This is a genomic window from Uliginosibacterium sp. 31-16 (genome assembly GCF_030730865.1).
GTDB lineage: Bacteria > Pseudomonadota > Gammaproteobacteria > Burkholderiales > Rhodocyclaceae > Uliginosibacterium.
The window spans coordinates 292,153-309,269 of record NZ_JAVALZ010000003.1 but is presented as its reverse complement, the minus strand read 5'-3'; the positions used below and the strand labels follow the sequence as shown (position 1 = coordinate 309,269).

Here is a 17,117-nt window from a genome sequence, read left to right as displayed (position 1 = left end):
CAGGACTGCATACTGGAGAGACCCGTCAGGCGCTACTCTCCAGCTATGCGTGCTGAAGAGCCAATCCACAAGCAGCTCTGCGAGCACCCACAAAAAAGGGAAGCACAACGTGCTTCCCTTTTCAATTTCCGATCAACCCTGCTCAGTAAATCCGGTTCAGGCCATTCAAGGCTGCCACGCGATAGGCTTCCGCCATCGTCGGGTAGTTGAAGGTGGTGTTCACGAAATAGGTAATCGTGTTGTGCGGCGCGGGCTGCAGCATGATCGCCTGGCCGATGTGGATGATCTCGGAGGCCTGCGCGCCGAAGCAGTGGATACCCAGCACTTCGAGCGTTTCGCGGTGGAACAGGATCTTCAGCATGCCGGTGGTCTGGCCGGTGATCTGGGCACGCGCAAGGCTCTTGAACAGGCTGTGGCCGACTTCGTAGGGCACCTTGGCTTCGGTCAGTTCGCGCTCGGTGCGGCCGAGTGAGCTGATTTCCGGCAGGGTGTAGATGCCGGTGGGAATGTCGCGCGCCAGTTCGGCGCCGCTCTTGCCATCAACCAGATGCGCCGCGGCATGGCGGCCCTGGTCATAAGCGGCCGAGGCCAGACTGGGCCAGCCGATCACGTCGCCCACGGCGTAGATGTGGGGCACCGCGGTCTGGTAGTTCTCGTTGACGGCGACGGCACCCCGCTTGTCCGGCACGATGCCCAGCGCCTCCAGCCCCATATCGTCGGTATTGCCCTGACGACCGTTGGCCCAGAGCAGGAAATCCGTCTTGATGCGCTTGTTGGACTTGAGCTCCAGCACCACGCCATCGTCCTCGACCACCACACGCTCGGCTTCTTCATTATGGCGAATCAGCACGCCCTGCTCGCGCAGATGGTAAGCCAGCGCATCGACGATTTCGTCATCCAGGAAGGACAACAGGCGATCGCGCGTATTGATCAGATTGACCTTGCAACCCAGGTTGCGGAAGATCGAGGCGTACTCGCAGCCGATCACGCCAGCGCCGTAAATCGTGATCGACTCCGGCGACTGGGTCAGGCGCAGGATGCTGTCACTGTCATGAATGCGCGGGTGCTTGAAGTCGATTTCAGGCGGGTGGTAAGGGCGCGAGCCTGTCGCGAGGACGATCTGCTTTGCCCTGCAGACTTCCTGCCCGCCATTGTTCAGAGAGACATCCAGCGTGTGCGCATCGCGAAACCGGGCACGCCCGTGGATGAGCTGCACGCCATTACGGTCATAAAAATTCTGCCGCATGCTGACCTGCTTGCGGATCACACCTTCAGCCGTGCGCAGCAGTGCGGGGAAGCTGACCTGCAAATCAACAGAGTCATGGAACTGCGGGCTGTCACGCATTTCGCGCAGGCCTGAAATGACTTGTCGCAGCGCCTTGGACGGGATTGTTCCCCAGTGGGTACAGCCGCCGCCCACCTGTGCGTACGCCTCAATGACGGCAACTTTCTTGCCGGCCTTGGCACACTTCATGGCAGCACCCTCGCCGCCCGGACCTGAACCGATGATGATTACATCGTATTGCTGCATGACTCTCTCCGCTATTGGGCCGGCTTTCTGATTCTGTGCAGAAAGCCCGGTAAACACTCGCACTGCCAGAGTTGGCGAACTCAGTCTTCCGGCAAGAGGCGCTTCAATTCCTTGCGACCGGACTCCTCGACCAGTAGCCGGGCACGATTGGCATCCAGCGCCACCAGTTCTTTCACGGCGTCATGCACTCCGCGATCATTGCCGCAGGCCTGCTGACACTGGCCGATCAGGTAAAGCAGCTGTGCATTCTGCGGCTGCAGCTCGCGCGCCTTGCGCAAAGGCTCTATCGCCTGGGCATGCTCGCCCAGCGCCATGTGCATGGAGCCGATGCCATGCCAGGCACGGTCAAAGTGCGGCGCCAGCAGCACGGCATGGCGAAAGGCCTCGATGGCTTCACGCTTGCGGCCCAATGCATCGCGCAGATACCCGAGATTGAACCAGGTCTCGATATCGCCGCCATCCCACTTTGACGCCTTGCTGTACCAGCTCTCGGCTTCGTCAAGCTTGCCTTCCTTGGCAGAAAGAATGGCGGCCACGCGCGCGCAAGGAGCATCCTGGCGGGTCTCCAGAATCTTGCGATAGAGGGAAAGGGCCTGAGCGTTCAGACCAAAGACCTGACAGAACCCTGCGCAGGCTCGCGACCACACGAAATCAAAATCCACTCGATGAACTCCAGAAACTTGTTTGGCTGACGGATTGTCCGCCCAAACAGCCCACCCTGCGAGAGGGGCTTTCACTGATCCTGCCTCATTTTTCCACGAAATCTTACATGGGCCGGATCATTTCGTCGCCGACAGCCAGACACTTCTTGCCAAACCACCGCACGCGCCTGCTTCTCAACCCCCGCAAACAGGCCTTCGGTCACCCACACCATTTTTCGGGATGCGGGATGCCAACAGGGCATCACACGGGTGGCGGTGGCAGACGCAATCCGGAGGCAGAGAGCCCTGCATGCTTGAAAACCCGGGCAGATTGATATACTTCCATCTTTACTGCGGCGCGAACCGCCGTCCCCCGAGAGCCCCGAGAGAAAACCATGAACGAAACGAAGATCATCTACACCCTGACTGACGAAGCCCCCGCATTGGCCACGTATTCATTTCTGCCGATCGTTCAGGCCTTCACTAAAACCGCCGGTATCGCAGTCGAAACCCGCGACATCTCGGTTGCTGCCCGCATCCTGACCACTTTTCCTGAAGCACTGAAACCCGAGCAACAACAGCCCGACACTCTGGCCGAGCTGGGCGAACTGGCCAAAACCCCGCAAGCCAATATCATCAAGCTGCCGAACGTGAGTGCCTCCGTTCCGCAGCTCAAGGCCGCCATCAAGGAACTCCAGTCACAGGGCTACGCCGTGCCGGATTACATCGATGCCCCTGGCAACGAAGCAGAACAGAAGATCAAGACGCGCTACGCCAAGGTGCTGGGCAGCGCGGTCAACCCCGTGCTGCGTGAAGGCAACTCGGACCGTCGCGTCGCCAAGGCCGTCAAGCAGTATGCCCGCAAGCATCCGCACTCAATGGGCGCCTGGACGGCGGACTCCAAGTCCCACGTCGCACACATGCACAACGGCGACTTTTACGGCAACGAACAATCCGCCGTGATCGCCAAGGCCGGCAGCGTGAAGATCGAATTCACCGACAACGCCGGCAACACCAAACTCCTCAAGGAAGTGAAGGTACAGCAGGACGAGCTGATCGCCGCCACCTACATGAGCAGCAAGGCTTTGCGCAGCTTCTATGAAGTCCAGATTGCGGATGCCCGGACCAAGGGCGTGTTGTTCTCGCTGCACCTGAAGGCCACGATGATGAAGGTCTCCGATCCGATCATGTTCGGCTACGCCGTGACGGCCTTCTACAAGGATGTGTTTGCCAAGCACGCCGACACTTTCGCCAGGCTGGGTGTCAATGTCCGCAACGGCATCGGCGACGCTTACGCCAAGATCCAGAGCCTGCCGGCTGCCGAAAAGGCCGCCATCGAAGCCGATCTGCGCGCCGCTGAAGCCGCCGTGCCGGTCGCCATGGTTGACTCCGACAAGGGCATCACCAACCTGCATGTGCCCAGCGACGTGATCGTTGATGCCTCCATGCCCGCCGCCATCCGCAGCTCCGGCCAGATGTGGAATGCCGCTGGCAAACTGCAGGACACCAAGTTCACCATCCCGGACCGCTGCTACGCCGGTGTGTATCAGGCCGTCATCGACGATTGCAAGGCCCACGGCAAGTTCGACGTCACCACCATGGGCACCGTGCCCAATGTTGGTCTGATGGCGCAAGCCGCCGAAGAATACGGTTCACACGACAAGACCTTTGAAATCGCCGCCGACGGTGCGGTGCGTGTCATCAATGAGGACGGCAGCGTGCTCACCGAGCACAAGGTCGAAGCAGGCGACATCTGGCGCATGTGCCAGACCAAGGACATCGCCGTGCAGGACTGGGTCAAGCTCGCCGTCACCCGCGCCCGCGCTACCGGCACTCCGGCCGTGTTCTGGCTGGACGAAGCCCGTGCCTACGACCGCAACCTGATCAGCAAGGTAAAGGCCTGTCTGCAGCAGCACGACACCACCGGTCTGGAGATGCCGATCCTGTCGCCGGTCGAGGCCTGCAAACTGTCGCTCAAGCGCATCCGCGCCGGGCAGGACACCATCTCGGTCACCGGCAACGTGCTGCGCGACTACAACACCGACCTGTTCCCGATCCTCGAACTCGGCACCAGCGCCAAGATGCTTTCCATCGTCCCGCTGCTGGCCGGTGGCGGCATGTACGAAACCGGCGCCGGCGGCTCGGCCCCGAAGCATGTGCAGCAGTTCCTCGAAGAGAACTACCTGCGCTGGGATTCGCTCGGCGAATTCCTCGCCCTGCAGGTCTCCATCGAAGAGCTCGCCGTCAAAACCGGCAACAAGGCCGCCGCCGTGCTCGCGGAAGCACTGGATGCCGCCAACGCCCTGTTCCTTGAAAACGACAAGTCACCGGCCCGCAAGGTCGGCCAGACCGACAACCGCGGCAGCCACTTCTACCTTGCGCTGTACTGGGCACAAGCACTGGCCACCCAGAGCAAGGATGCCGCCCTGCAGGCCAAGTTCAAACCGGTTGCGGACAAACTCACCGCTGACGAAGCCAAGATCGCTGGCGAACTGATCGCCGCTCAGGGCAAGCCGGCGGATATCGGTGGCTACTACCACCCGTCGCCGGAAAAGTGCTCCGCAGCCATGCGCCCCAGCGCCACGCTGAACGCAGTGCTGGCGAGCATCCAGTAAGCAAGGCCCGCCCAAGCAAAAGCCCCGGTCTCGGCCGGGGCTTTTCATTTCACATCAGGCTGAAAACCCGCATGCAGCATGTTTCTTCAGCACATCTGGCTGATGAGCCTTACCCCGCCTGAATCTTCAGACATCCACCCCGAAGACCCAAGCCAGAAGCGACTCTCCAGCCTGCTTAACTACGCCCCGTGCTGCCAAACCCGCCCGCACCGCGTTCGGTGGCTTCGAAGTCCTCGACCACGTTGAGCTTCACCTGCACCACCGGCACCACCACCAGTTGCGCGATGCGATCCATCGGCTGAATCGTGAAGGCTTCCTTGCCGCGATTCCAGGTGGAGACGAAAACCTGACCCTGGTAATCCGAGTCGATCAGGCCCACGAGATTGCCCATCACGATGCCGTGCTTGTGACCCAGACCGGAGCGCGGCAGGATCATCGCGGCCAGACGCGGATCTTCCAGATGCATGGCCATGCCGGTCGGAATCAGATGGGTGTCGCCCGGGTTGATGGTCAGCGGCTCGCTGAGGCAGGCGCGCAGGTCCAGCCCGGCAGCGCCGGCGGTGCCGTACTGAGGCAGGTTGTCGTGCAGGCGGGCGTCGAGAATCTTGATGTCGAGTTGGTGCATTTTCTGAATACGGGAAAAGGTTAAGGAAAAGGGATCAGCCCAGCATCCGCGCCAGATGCGCGACGATGCCAGCGGCTACATCGGTCTTGCTGGCGCGCGGCAGCGGGTGCGCACCTTCAGCGTCATACAGCACCACCTGATTGGTGTCGCCACCCATGCCATCCTGCACGAGATTCCCCACCACCAGCTTGAGGCGCTTGGCTGTGAGCTTGCCACTGGCGTAGGCGTCGAGATTCTGGCTCTCTGCGGCAAACCCCACACAGAAGGGCGCGGCAGGCAGCGAGGCGACTTCGGCAAGGATATCCGGATTGCGGGTGAGCTCCAGCGTCAGCGTGTCGCCGGTTTTCTTGATCTTGTCGGCTGCAACATTCGCCACACGGTAATCCGCCACAGCCGCTACGCCAATGAAGATGTCCGCCTGTGCCACCCGCAGCATCACCGCCTGCTGCATTTCGCGGGCACTCTGCACGCCAATCCGCTCCACGCCCTGCGGTGCTGCAAGCGCCACCGGTCCGCTGACCAGTTGCACCTGCGCCCCAGCATGCACCAGCGCACGGGCGAGCGCATAGCCCATCTTGCCGGAGGAAATATTGGTGATGCCGCGCACGGGATCAATCGGCTCGTAAGTCGGCCCAGCCGTCATCAGCACGGTCTTGCCGGCCAGAGGTTTGAGCTGCAGGAAGCTGATCAGCGCTTCGACGATATCCGCCGGTTCGCTCATGCGCCCCTCGCCCACTTCGCCACAAGCCTGCTCGCCAGCATCCGGCCCGATGATGCGGACACCATCCGTCTTGAGCTGGGCAACGTTGCGCTGCGTGGCCGGATTGCTCCACATCTGCCGATTCATTGCCGGGGCCACCAGCAGCGGGCAGTCTCGCGCCAGCGTCAGCGTCGACAGCAGATCATCCGCGAGGCCATTGGCCAGCTTGGCGAGGATGTTCGCCGTGGCCGGCGCAATCAGCAGCGCGTCGGCAGCACGGGTCAGATCGATGTGGCTCATGTTGTTGGCGCGTCGTTCATCCCAGGCTTCGGTCCACACCGGGTTGCCAGAGAGCGCCTGAAAGGTGGTCGGCGTCACGAAGCGTGCGCCGTTTTCCGTCATCACCACATGCACCCGCGCGCCAGCCTTGATCAGCAGACGCGTCAGCTCGGCCGCCTTGTAGGCCGCGATACCGCCGGAAACGCCCAGCACGATGGTCTTGCCCGTCAGTTCAGTCATGGACGACACCGGATCAAGTAAGAATGAGTTCCGGATTCTAGCGCGCCTGCCGCCCTTCCCGCCCACTCCCAACCCTTCCCGAAAAAACATGGCAATCACCGACTGGCCTGAAGATGAACGTCCACGCGAACGCCTGCTGAGCAAGGGAGCAGGCGTATTGTCGGATTCAGAACTGCTGGCAATCTTCCTGCGCGTCGGCATCCGCGGCAAAAGCGCAGTTGATCTGGCTCGCGACCTGATCAATCACTTTGGCAGCCTGAGCCGTTTGTGCACGGCCCCGCGCGAGGCGTTCAGCGCCTTTCCCGGCATGGGCGACGCCAAGTACGCGCAGTTGCAAGCCGTACTGGAAATGGCCCGCCGGGCGCTGGGCGAAACCCTCAAAGATCGCGACATGCTCGGTTCGCCAGGTGCCGTGCGCGACTGGCTGCGCCTGCATATGGGCCAATTGCCGCACGAAGTCTTCATGGTGCTGCTGCTCGACGCACAGAACCGCCTGATCGAAGCCCGCGAACTGTTCCGCGGAACCCTGACCCAGACATCGGTATACCCGAGAGAAGTGGTCAAGCTGGCACTGGCTCAAAATGCCGCTGCCGTGATCCTCGCCCACAACCACCCTTCCGGCGCCAGCGAACCCAGTCGTGCCGATGAAATGCTGACGAAAGCCCTGAAACAGGCGCTGGCGCTGGTGGATGTGCAGGTCCTGGATCACTTCATCGTGGCCGGAAACCAGACGCCCATTTCCTTTGCCGAGAAAGGGCTGTTATAGTAGTGGGCTTCTAGCAGTGCGCTGCACTTGAATACCGTACGGTTTCAGGCTAAAATCGCGTGCTTTACGGAACCAGTTACCGGAGCGAGAAATGTCTCGAGTATGTCAAGTAACGGGCAAGCGCCCGATGGTGGGGAACAACGTTTCCCACGCAAACAACCACACCAAGCGTCGTTTCCTGCCGAACCTGCAGAACCGTCGTTTCTGGGTTGAAGCCGAAAACCGCTGGGTCAGCCTGCGCGTCTCGAACGCCGGTCTGCGCACCATCGACAAGAAGGGCATCGAAGTCGTTCTGGCCGAGCTGCGTGCTCGCGGCGAGAAGCTCTAAGCGCCTGCAACCACACACAAGATTAGCGGAGATTAAAAATGGCTAAAGGCGGACGTGAAAAAATCAAGCTGGAATCCTCTGCAGGAACCGGCCACTTCTACACCACCAACAAGAACAAGCGCACCACCCCGGAAAAGCTTGAATTCGTCAAGTACGATCCGGTTGTGCGCAAGCACGTCGCATACAAGGAAACCAAGCTCAAGTAAGGCTCTGGTGCGCGGCGCGGCCCGCACCTGATCCCCGCAAAGCTGGTTCCGACCTGCTGTACCTGTTGCTGTATCGACAAAGCCCGCGCATGCGGGCTTTATCGTTTTCAGCCCCCGCCTGCCCCTAGCCGTCATCCCTGCCATGACCCACGCGTCGACTGAAAATCTCAACATCGCCTCTTTTGACGCGATGCCCTCACCCGCCGACATCAAGGCGCGCGCACCGCTCTCCGACGCTGCGGCCGCTACAGTAGAAACCGGGCGCAACACGATCAAGGCGATTCTAGATCGGAAGGATCCACGCCCGATGGTGATCGTCGGGCCATGCTCGATCCATGACCCGGTCGCTGGCCTGGATTACGCTCGCCGCCTGAAAGTCCTCGCAGAGGAAGTCGCCGATACGCTGTACGTGGTGATGCGCGTGTATTTCGAGAAACCGCGCACAACCGTGGGCTGGAAGGGTTTCATCAACGATCCGCACATGGACGACTCCTTCCGCATCGAGGAAGGCATGCAGCGCGGGCGTCAGTTCCTGCTGGACGTTGCCGAACTCGGTCTGCCCGCTGCCACCGAAACACTGGACCCGATAGCCCCGCAATACTACGGCGACCTGCTGTCCTGGGCAGCCATCGGCGCTCGCACGGCCGAATCGCAAACCCACCGCGAAATCGCCTCCGGCCTGTCCACCCCGGTCGGCTTCAAAAATGGTACGGACGGATCGCTGGAAGCCGCCGTCAACGGCTGCCTGTCCGCCTCCAATCCGCACAGTTTCCTTGGCATGAACGACGCCGGCGATACCTGCATCGTGCGCACCCATGGCAATCGCTACAGTCATGTCGTACTGCGTGGCGGCGGTGGCCGTCCGAACTACGACACAGTATCTGTCTCACTGGCCGAGCAGGCACTGGCCAAAGCCAGGCTGCCGCAAAACATCGTGATCGACTGCTCGCACGCCAACTCGTGGAAAAAGCCCGAACTTCAGCCTCTCGTCATGAAAGACGTGGTAAACCAGATCCGCGATGGCCAGCGTTCGATCGTCGGCGTAATGATCGAAAGCTTCATCGAGGCGGGCAATCAGCCCATTCCGGCGAACCTCGCAGAATTGCGTTATGGCTGCTCGGTTACAGATGGCTGCGTGGACTGGAACACGACGGCGCAGATGTTGCGTGACGCCCGCTCCGCTCTGCGCGAAGCCATCGCCAGCCGCAAGGCCTGACCCCTTTATTCCCTTCCCCCTTCAGTAAAAGGTACACAAGCATGCACCTGATCACCCCATTCAAAGCCTTGCGGCCGGCCGCCGGCCGTGCTGCCGACATCATTGCACCACCGTATGACGTACTCTCATCCAGTGAGGCCATCGAGCGTGCGGCGGGCAAGCCCTGGAGCTTCCTGCACATTTCCAAGCCGGAAATCGACCTGCCGGCTGGTACCGACGTGTATTCGCCGGCCGTATACGCCAAGGCTGCCGAAAACCTGCACAAGATGCTCGACGCAGGCGTGATCGCCCGTGACGAATCAGCCTGCTACTACGTATACCGCATCATCATGGGCAGTCATGTGCAGACCGGCATCGTCGCGGCAGCCTCGGTTGTCGAGTACGACACCAACCGCATCAAGCGCCACGAGTTCACCCGTCCGGACAAAGAAGACGACCGCGTACGCCAGATCGAAGCGCTGAGCGCCCAGACCGGCCCGGTGTTTCTCGCCTATCCGGATGCACCTTCGATTGACGCCATCCTCGCCGCCACCATTGCCGGCACACCGGATGCTGACGCAACGGCTGACGACGGCATCCGCCACACCCTGTGGGTGATCCGTGACGCCGCCACCATCGAGCAGATCACCAAGGGTTTCGACGCCCTGCCCGCGCTCTACATCGCAGACGGTCACCATCGCAGCGCTGCCGCCTCGCGCGTCGCCGCCGCTCGCCGCACGGCCAATCCGAACCACACCGGTAACGAGAGCTACAACTACTTCCTGTCGGTGATTTTCCCCGCCCACGCGCTGAAGATCATGGATTACAACCGCGTGGTCTGCGACCTGAATGGTCTGAGCAAAGACGAGCTGGTCGCAAAGATTGCCGCCGCCTACACCATCGCGCCATCTGCCAGCCCGGTAAAGCCGGCCGCCCATGGCGAAGTCGGCATGTATCTGGCCGGCCAGTGGTACAAGCTCAACGTGAAGCCCGAACTGATTCCGGCCGACCCGGTCGAGCGTCTGGATGTAAGCCTGCTCACCACCCACATTCTCACTCCGATCCTCGGCATCGCTGATCTGCGCCGCGACAAGCGTATCGACTTCGTCGGCGGCATCCGCGGTCTGCCGGAGCTGGAAAAGCGTGTGAACAGTGGCGAGATGGCCGTGGCTTTCGCCATGTGCGCCACCACCATGAATGACCTGATGTCGGTAGCCGACGCAGGTCAGGTGATGCCGCCCAAGTCGACCTGGTTCGAGCCGAAACTGGCCGACGGCATGGCTTCGCACGTGATCGACTGAGCAAGCTGGATCGACCACATTACAAGGCCGGCATATGCCGGCTTTGTGTTTTTCAGGAGAGCCCTGCGTAGAAAAAACTTGCATCACTGTCATGCCAGCGACACAATTTCGCCACAAAAAAGCCGGGCAACGAAACCGGCTCTCCAATTTCAACTAGAAACATCGGGGCAGGCGCATGAGTACGCTGGATTATCTGGTCAACATCACCCTTTCCATCATCCTGATCGTAGGTGCCTACCAGTTCTATTTCTGGTGCCAGCGCCGCCAATGGGTCACACCGCGCAAGTTTCACTCGCCACTGGATGAAAAGATCCCGTTCTGGTCCGGCTGGGTGTGGATCTACAGCTTCCTGTATTACCCTGCCATCATCTATCTGAATCTGCTGGCGAAGGATCACCGGCAGTTCAACTACATGGCGATCAGCTTCATCCTGCTGCTTTTCTGCCAGATGTTCTTCTTCCTGGTCTATCCGGTAGAAACCCCTGATCACTGGCGCGATCTGCCGGAGTCAGAAAGCTGGTCGATCCGCTTCCTCAAGTTCGTGCAGTACTACGACAAATCCTCGAACTGCTTCCCGAGCATGCACACCTCGGTCGCCATGCTCACCGCCATGTTTGCCTGGCCCTACTTCGGCGCCTGGGCGTTGCTTTTCCCGGCACTGATCGCGATCAGCTGCATGTTCACCAAGCAGCACTACCTGCTGGATCTGCCCTGCGGCGCACTGCTCGGCTGGGGCGTGTTCCAGATCGTCAATCAGAGTGCTTCCATCGTGGCCTGATCACGGCCGTCTGACGGGCTTCTTCAGGCAGGCTTCTGAAGAACCTTGTCCGGCGAGGCTTCGCGGGTCACCAGCCAGATGCCGCCACACACCAGAACAAGCGCCAGCAGGTTTTTCAATTCAAAGATACTCTCGTCAAGGAACAATGCAGACAGACCGGCGCCAAACACCGGAATCAGAAAATTGAAGACCGTGACGATGCCGACCCGGTTGTATTTGAGCAGAATGGTCCACAACGCAAAGGCCACTGAGGACAGCAGCACCATATAGGCCATCAGCGCCGTCGCAGCCAGCGAAAAACTTTCGAGCTGCCCACCCGTGCCCCAGCCGGCGACAAGCAAGGCCAGACCGCCGATGCCAAGTTGCCAGCCGGTCAGAACCACGGAGTCAATGTGCTGTGAGAGCCGTTTGCCATAAATCGAGGCGGCCGAAAGGATGAAAGCCGCCAGCACGACACTCCCCTCGCCCGCCAGAGCGAAATTGAAATCGATCAACTCAGGGCTGAAATTCACCACCAGCACACCGACAAAGCCAACCAGGCAGCCGGTGATGCGTGGCGCAGAGAGACGGTCGTTGTGATAGATGAAGTGCGCCAGCAGCACCGAGAAAAAGGTGCCGGTGCCATTCATGATCGAACCCTTTACCCCGGTCGTATAAGCCAGCCCAAGATAAAAGAAAACATATTGCAGCGATGTCTGGGTCAGCCCCAGCAAACAGACTTCTCCCGTCTCGCGCAGGGATTTCAGGCGCAAAGATTTGCCAGTGAATCGAGCAAAGACCAGCAACACCAGCCCCGCGAACAAGAAACGCCAACCGGCAAACAGAAGCTTGCCGGGAATGTCATTTGCGGCGATATGCAGCAACGTGTAGCCGTTCTTGATCGCCGGGTAGGCGCTGCCCCACAGCAGGCAGCACAGGGTTGCGAGTGCGAAGACGACGGGACGGCGGGTGAAAAAGTTGTTGGCGCTCAAAGTATGATGCCGCCGCCCAAACAGACCCGGCTCTCGTAGACCACCACCGACTGCCCTGGCGTGACCGCCCACTGCGGCGCGGCAAAGGCGATTTCGGCCTGCGCGTCGCTCAGCGCATCGATCTCGCAAGGCTGATCACTCGTGCGGTAGCGCGGCTTGGCGGTGTAGACCCAGTTGGTGCGCGGCGCGCGGCCACTGATCCAGTTCAGGTCACCGGCAATGAGGCGCTCACGCTGCAGCGCCGGATGGTTGTGCCCCTGCACGGCATACAGCACATTGGCCTGCATGTCCTTGGCTGCGACGTACCAGGCTTCGTGCTCGCCAGCATGGTCATTGCCCTTGATACCGCCGATGTTCAAGCCCTTGCGCTGGCCGATGGTGTGATACATCAGGCCCTGATGCTCGCCAAGCAGGCGGTTGTCGTCCAGCGAGCGGATTTCGCCCGGCTTGGTCGGAAGGTAGCGCATCAGGAATTCGCGGAAGGGACGCTCGCCGATGAAGCAGATGCCGGTGGAATCCTTCTTGTCGTGCACGTGCAAGCCAGCTCGCTCGGCGATCTCGCGCACATCACGCTTGTACACGTCCCCCAGCGGGAAGATGGCTTTCGACAGCTGCGATTGATTGAGGCGATACAGGAAGTAGCTCTGATCCTTGGTGCCATCGTCGGCCTTCAAGAGCTGAAACTCCGTGCGGCCATCACTGCTCCATTCGCGCACGCCGGCATAGTGGCCGGTGGCGATCTTGTCCGCACCCAGCTCGACGGCGTGGTCGAGAAAGGCTTTGAACTTGATCTCGCTGTTGCACAGGATGTCCGGATTCGGCGTGCGGCCGGCCTCGTATTCATGCAGGAAATCGGCGAAGACGCGGTCCTTGTATTCCTTGCTGAAATTCACCACTTCCAGATCGATGCCCAGCACGTCGCAGACCGAGGCGACGTCGACCAGATCCTGCCGCGTGGAGCAGTACTCGTCGTCGTCGTCGTCTTCCCAGTTCTTCATGAACAGGCCGGTAACGGCGTAACCCTGCTGTTTCAACAGCAGCGCGGCGACCGCCGAATCCACACCGCCAGACATGCCGACGACGACCTTCATGCCTTCACCGTCCTTCAAGCTCGTACCCATCATCATTCAATCCTTCAACCGTAGTGCCGGATCAGTTCCAGCGGAAAGCGCCGGCCGGCCAGATAATCCTCGATGCACTGCATCACCAGCGGGCTGCGCCAGCGCTCGGGCTGAGCGGCCAGCTCCGCAGGTGTGAGCCACACAGCGCGGATGATGCCTTCATCCAGCGCACGCCCCGCCTCAACGCTCGCTTCGCTGCAGGCAAAGGCAAAGCGCAGGTAGGTGATGTCGCCACTCGGACGCGGCCACTGGTAGATACCGACCAGTGATTCAACCTTCACGTGGTGGGCCGTTTCTTCCAGCGCCTCGCGCGCGCAGGCCGCGACCAAGGACTCGCCTTCGTCGAGATGGCCGGCGGGCTGATTCAGGCGTACGCCATCCACCGTGTGTTCTTCGACAAGCAGAAAGCGCCCGTCGCGCTCGACGAGGGCGGCTACCGTAACGTGGGGTTTCCAGATTGACATGATGCAATGCGGGGCAGCAAAAGCTGGATTGTAGCCCGGATACGCATGCCAGCATCCCGGCAACGATGGGCAGAGCAGGCCTCCATGCGCTAAAATCAGCGGCTTCTCACAACGGTTTACGGAGTTCTGCTATGTCGATGGCTGATCGCGACGGATTCATCTGGATGGATGGCAAGCTGGTGCCCTGGCGCGACGCCACCACCCACGTTCTGACCCACTCCCTGCACTACGGCCTGTCGGTGTTTGAAGGCGTACGTGCCTACAACACCGAGCGCGGCACCGCGATCTTCCGCCTCAAGGAGCACACCGACCGCCTGTTCAACTCGGCTCACATCTACATGATGAAGATCCCCTTCGACAAGGAAACGATCAACGAAGCCCAGAAGGAAGTCGTGCGCGCCAACAAACTCGAATCCTGCTATCTGCGCCCGATCGCTTTCTACGGCTCCGAAAAGATGGGCATCTCCACGCGTGGCGCCACCGTGCACGTGGCGATTGCCGCCTGGCCCTGGGGCGCGTATCTGGGTGCTGAAGGTCTGGAAAAGGGCATCCGCGTCAAGACTTCGTCCTTTGCCCGCCACCACGTGAACGTGACCATGGCCCGCGCCAAGGCTGCCTCAACCTACGCCAACTCCATCATCGCCAACCTCGAAGCCACCCAGGACGGCTACGACGAAGCCCTGCTGCTGGACACGGACGGCTTTGTGGCTGAGGGCGCTGGCGAGAACCTGTTCGTGGTCAAGGATGGCGTGATCTACGAACCGGAAATCGCCTCGGCGCTGATGGGCATCACCCGCAACACCATCCATACACTGGCAAAGGAACTTGGCTACACCGTGCAGACCCGTCGCCTGACCCGCGACGACATCTACATCGCCGACGAAGCCTTCTTCACCGGCACCGCCGCCGAAGTGACCCCGATCCGCGAGCTGGACAACCGCACCATCGGCATCGGTTCGCGTGGCCCGATCACCGCCGCCATCCAGGCGCGCTTCTTTGATCTGGTGAATGGTCGCTTGCCGGAGCATGACGCCTGGTTGCATTACGTCTAAAAGCTGGTCACGCCCCTGCTCCCGCAGGGGCGGCGAAACTCCCATCACAGAGAAAGAGATGAACATGGCCGAGAACACCAACAAGGACCAGCCCATCACCGTCGAAGCCAAGGACCTGCCACTGCATTGCCCGCAGCCGGATGCGCCGCTATGGGCGCGTCATCCGCGTGTGTTCCTCGATGTGGCACATACCGGCGAAGCCAGGTGCCCCTACTGCGGCGCGCTGTACGTGCTGCACGGTGATGCACCCAAAGGTCACTGAGCCAGACCGCACGGGCCGCACTGCGGCCCTTATCATTTGAGCCCATGCGCATCCTGATCATCGCCCCCTCCTGGATCGGCGACACCGTCGCCGCCCAGACTCTGTTCATGCGCCTGCGCGCCTATCACCCGGACGCGGTAATCGACGCACTGGCGCCGCCCTGGGTGGCGGCCGTGCTGCACGCCATGCCGGAAATCAACGGCGAGGTACTGGACAACCCTTTCGCCCACGGCCAGTTGCGCCTGAAGGCACGCTGGGCGCTGGCACGTTCGCTCAAGGCGCGCCATTACGACGCCGCTTACGTGCTGCCGAATTCGCTCAAGTCCGCGCTGATCCCGGCCTTTGCCGGCATCCCGCGCCGCATGGGCTTTACCGGGGAGTCGCGCTACGGCCTGATCAATGTCCGCCACACGCTGGACACCGCCGCTACACCTTTGCAAGTCGAGCGCTACGCGGTGCTGGCTGAAGAGCCGCACGCAGCCTTGCCCCGCCCCTACCCCCTGCCGAAACTGGCTGTGGATGCGGCTCTTCAGGCAGGCACACTGGAGAGCCTTGCCCTGAGCGGCTCGCCAGCCCCCGTCATCTTCTGCCCCGGTGCCGAGTTCGGCCCGGCCAAGCGCTGGCCGGAGAAGCACTTCGCCACGCTGGCCCGCCAGCTTGGCGCGCAGGGCATTCCGGTGTGGCTGCTCGGCTCGAAGAAGGATGCGGCGGTCGGCGAGGAAATCGTGCGCCTGTCCGAGGGATATGCACGCAACCTGTGCGGAGTCACCAACCTCACCCAGGCCATTCACCTGATTGCCCTCGCGCGCCACGTCGTGACCAACGACTCGGGCCTGATGCACGTCGCCGCCGCGCTGGGCACGCCGCTCACCGCGCTGTTCGGTTCCAGCAGCCCCGGCTACACCCCACCGCTGTCGGCCACGGCGCAGGTGATCTCGCTGAAACTGGAATGCAGCCCTTGCTTCAAGCGCGAGTGCCCGCTGGGGCATCTGGATTGCCTGAACAAGATTGCGCCGGAGCAAGTACTGACAAGCATCCTGCAAACCCAAACAGCGGGCACAGCGATGGCCGCGAGAGACCACAGCAGTTCCTGATAACAGAAACATCCATGACCCCTTCTGAACTTCAGACCTACCTCCACACCCACATCCCGCTATCAAAGGCGATGCAGGTCGAAGTCGTCCAGGCCACGCCGGATATCATCGAACTCGCCGCACCGCTGGCGCCGAACATCAATCATCGCGGTACCGCTTTCGGCGGCAGCATCTCCACCCTGGCGACGCTGGCCTGCTGGAGTCTGCTGCGGGTGCGTACGGATGGTCTGCAGCCGGCCCCACATCTGGTCGTGCGCCGCAACAACGTCGAATACATCGCGCCTGCCCAAGGGGAAATCCGTGCGATTGTGCGCTTCCCGACGGAGACAGACTGGGCTGGTTTCCTTGCTGCCTATGCCGGCAAAGGACGAGCCCGCGTGAAGCTCGATGCGGAAGTGCTCGCGGGAGACACCATCGCCGCGCATTTCCACGGCGAATTTGTCGCGATGCGCTGACGCCGGCACGCCCTCACGCGAATTCGGGAGTACACTCGCCGCCCATGAGTCCTGCTGCCAATCTGTTGTCCTACCCGACTCCCGACGATGCCGAACAGGCCTTCTATGACGCCTTCACGCGTGGCGATCTGGAGGCACTGATGGCCGTATGGGCCGAGGATGAAGAGACCGTCTGCGTGCACCCGGGTGGCTCGCGCTTCAACGGCATCGGCGCGATCCGCGAATCCTGGAAGCAGCTCTTCGAAACCGGCATGAAATTCCAGGTGCGCATCAGCAACGTGCTCAAGACGCACTCCGCACTCGTCGCCGTGCACAGTCTGCTGCAGCATGTGAGCGTGGAAGGTGACGACACCATTACTCCGCCATTGATCACCACCAACGTGTATATGCGCGGCCCGCGCGGCTGGCAACTGCTGGTACATCACACTTCTCCGGCACCGGACACCAACGGTCTGATGATGCAGGAATCCCCTCGCACGGTGCACTAAACTCG

The 17,117-nt window shown here is 61.2% G+C and carries 19 protein-coding genes; 12 read left to right on the top strand and 7 right to left on the bottom strand.

Features of this window, described 5'->3' with window-relative positions:
• Window positions 1-142 precede the first annotated feature (142 nt).
• Together sthA and Q9Q94_RS13215 are read right to left on the bottom strand one after the other, a co-directional pair.
• On the bottom strand, window positions 143-1,531 hold the full coding sequence (gene sthA, locus Q9Q94_RS13220; RefSeq protein ID WP_305980562.1) for a Si-specific NAD(P)(+) transhydrogenase: 1,389 nt from the start codon (window positions 1,529-1,531) through the stop codon (window positions 143-145).
• An 80-nt stretch (window positions 1,532-1,611) separates the two neighbouring features.
• Window positions 1,612-2,193, bottom strand: coding sequence for a tetratricopeptide repeat protein (locus Q9Q94_RS13215; RefSeq protein ID WP_305980561.1), 582 nt, complete (start codon window positions 2,191-2,193; stop codon window positions 1,612-1,614).
• A gap of 374 nt (window positions 2,194-2,567) precedes the next feature.
• On the opposite strand from Q9Q94_RS13215, the gene Q9Q94_RS13210 reads away from it, so the two are divergent.
• Complete coding sequence (locus Q9Q94_RS13210; RefSeq protein ID WP_305980560.1) at window positions 2,568-4,787, top strand: NADP-dependent isocitrate dehydrogenase; 2,220 nt, start codon at window positions 2,568-2,570, stop codon at window positions 4,785-4,787.
• A 175-nt stretch (window positions 4,788-4,962) separates the two neighbouring features.
• Here Q9Q94_RS13210 and dut read toward each other — a convergent pair whose 3' ends face one another.
• Together dut and coaBC are read right to left on the bottom strand one after the other, a co-directional pair.
• Entirely contained in the window at window positions 4,963-5,412 is a 450-nt protein-coding gene (dut, locus tag Q9Q94_RS13205; RefSeq protein ID WP_305980559.1) for a dUTP diphosphatase, read from the bottom strand.
• Window positions 5,413-5,446: 34 nt separating this feature from the next.
• Entirely contained in the window at window positions 5,447-6,631 is a 1,185-nt protein-coding gene (coaBC, locus tag Q9Q94_RS13200; protein WP_305980558.1) for a bifunctional phosphopantothenoylcysteine decarboxylase/phosphopantothenate--cysteine ligase CoaBC, read from the bottom strand.
• Window positions 6,632-6,719: 88 nt separating this feature from the next.
• Between coaBC and radC the strand changes: the two genes are divergently transcribed.
• The 6 genes from radC (at window position 6,720) to Q9Q94_RS13170 (ending at window position 11,205) form a co-directional block, all read left to right on the top strand.
• Window positions 6,720-7,397 carry a DNA repair protein RadC gene (gene radC, locus Q9Q94_RS13195; protein ID WP_305980557.1) on the top strand — a complete coding sequence of 226 codons (678 nt, stop codon included), beginning with the start codon at window positions 6,720-6,722 and terminating at the stop codon, window positions 7,395-7,397.
• A 91-nt stretch (window positions 7,398-7,488) separates the two neighbouring features.
• A complete protein-coding gene (gene rpmB, locus Q9Q94_RS13190) occupies window positions 7,489-7,725 on the top strand; it encodes a 50S ribosomal protein L28 (RefSeq protein ID WP_305980556.1) in 237 nt (78 codons plus the stop codon).
• A gap of 38 nt (window positions 7,726-7,763) precedes the next feature.
• Complete coding sequence (gene rpmG, locus Q9Q94_RS13185; RefSeq protein WP_305980554.1) at window positions 7,764-7,931, top strand: 50S ribosomal protein L33; 168 nt, start codon at window positions 7,764-7,766, stop codon at window positions 7,929-7,931.
• Between the two features lie 142 nt (window positions 7,932-8,073).
• Window positions 8,074-9,147: a 3-deoxy-7-phosphoheptulonate synthase gene (locus Q9Q94_RS13180; RefSeq protein ID WP_305980553.1), complete on the top strand. Its 1,074-nt coding sequence runs from the start codon at window positions 8,074-8,076 to the stop codon at window positions 9,145-9,147.
• Window positions 9,148-9,188: 41 nt separating this feature from the next.
• Window positions 9,189-10,427, top strand: coding sequence for a DUF1015 domain-containing protein (locus Q9Q94_RS13175; protein ID WP_305980551.1), 1,239 nt, complete (start codon window positions 9,189-9,191; stop codon window positions 10,425-10,427).
• Between the two features lie 175 nt (window positions 10,428-10,602).
• A complete protein-coding gene (locus tag Q9Q94_RS13170; RefSeq protein ID WP_305980550.1) occupies window positions 10,603-11,205 on the top strand; it encodes a phosphatase PAP2 family protein in 603 nt (200 codons plus the stop codon).
• Window positions 11,206-11,228: 23 nt separating this feature from the next.
• Here the strand turns inward: Q9Q94_RS13170 and Q9Q94_RS13165 are convergent, their stop codons facing one another.
• The 3 genes from Q9Q94_RS13165 to Q9Q94_RS13155 are packed head-to-tail and all read right to left on the bottom strand — an operon-like array spanning window position 11,229 to window position 13,761.
• Window positions 11,229-12,176 carry a DMT family transporter gene (locus Q9Q94_RS13165; protein WP_305980549.1) on the bottom strand — a complete coding sequence of 316 codons (948 nt, stop codon included), beginning with the start codon at window positions 12,174-12,176 and terminating at the stop codon, window positions 11,229-11,231.
• On the bottom strand, window positions 12,173-13,300 hold the full coding sequence (gene mnmA / locus Q9Q94_RS13160) for a tRNA 2-thiouridine(34) synthase MnmA (RefSeq protein ID WP_305980548.1): 1,128 nt from the start codon (window positions 13,298-13,300) through the stop codon (window positions 12,173-12,175). Before mnmA ends, Q9Q94_RS13165 begins: the two co-directional genes overlap by 4 nt.
• A gap of 11 nt (window positions 13,301-13,311) precedes the next feature.
• A complete protein-coding gene (locus Q9Q94_RS13155) occupies window positions 13,312-13,761 on the bottom strand; it encodes an NUDIX hydrolase (RefSeq protein ID WP_305980547.1) in 450 nt (149 codons plus the stop codon).
• A 131-nt stretch (window positions 13,762-13,892) separates the two neighbouring features.
• Between Q9Q94_RS13155 and Q9Q94_RS13150 the strand changes: the two genes are divergently transcribed.
• The 5 genes from Q9Q94_RS13150 to Q9Q94_RS13130 all read left to right on the top strand — a co-directional run bounded on the left by Q9Q94_RS13150 (window position 13,893) and on the right by Q9Q94_RS13130 (window position 17,112).
• On the top strand, window positions 13,893-14,813 hold the full coding sequence (locus Q9Q94_RS13150; protein ID WP_305980545.1) for a branched-chain amino acid transaminase: 921 nt from the start codon (window positions 13,893-13,895) through the stop codon (window positions 14,811-14,813).
• 64 nt (window positions 14,814-14,877) lie between these two features.
• Window positions 14,878-15,075 carry a zinc-finger domain-containing protein gene (locus Q9Q94_RS13145; protein WP_305980543.1) on the top strand — a complete coding sequence of 66 codons (198 nt, stop codon included), beginning with the start codon at window positions 14,878-14,880 and terminating at the stop codon, window positions 15,073-15,075.
• A gap of 44 nt (window positions 15,076-15,119) precedes the next feature.
• Window positions 15,120-16,169, top strand: coding sequence for a lipopolysaccharide heptosyltransferase II (gene waaF / locus Q9Q94_RS13140; protein WP_305980542.1), 1,050 nt, complete (start codon window positions 15,120-15,122; stop codon window positions 16,167-16,169).
• A 14-nt stretch (window positions 16,170-16,183) separates the two neighbouring features.
• Window positions 16,184-16,624: a YiiD C-terminal domain-containing protein gene (locus tag Q9Q94_RS13135; RefSeq protein ID WP_305980541.1), complete on the top strand. Its 441-nt coding sequence runs from the start codon at window positions 16,184-16,186 to the stop codon at window positions 16,622-16,624.
• Between the two features lie 44 nt (window positions 16,625-16,668).
• Entirely contained in the window at window positions 16,669-17,112 is a 444-nt protein-coding gene (locus Q9Q94_RS13130; protein ID WP_305980540.1) for a nuclear transport factor 2 family protein, read from the top strand.
• Window positions 17,113-17,117 lie beyond the last annotated feature (5 nt).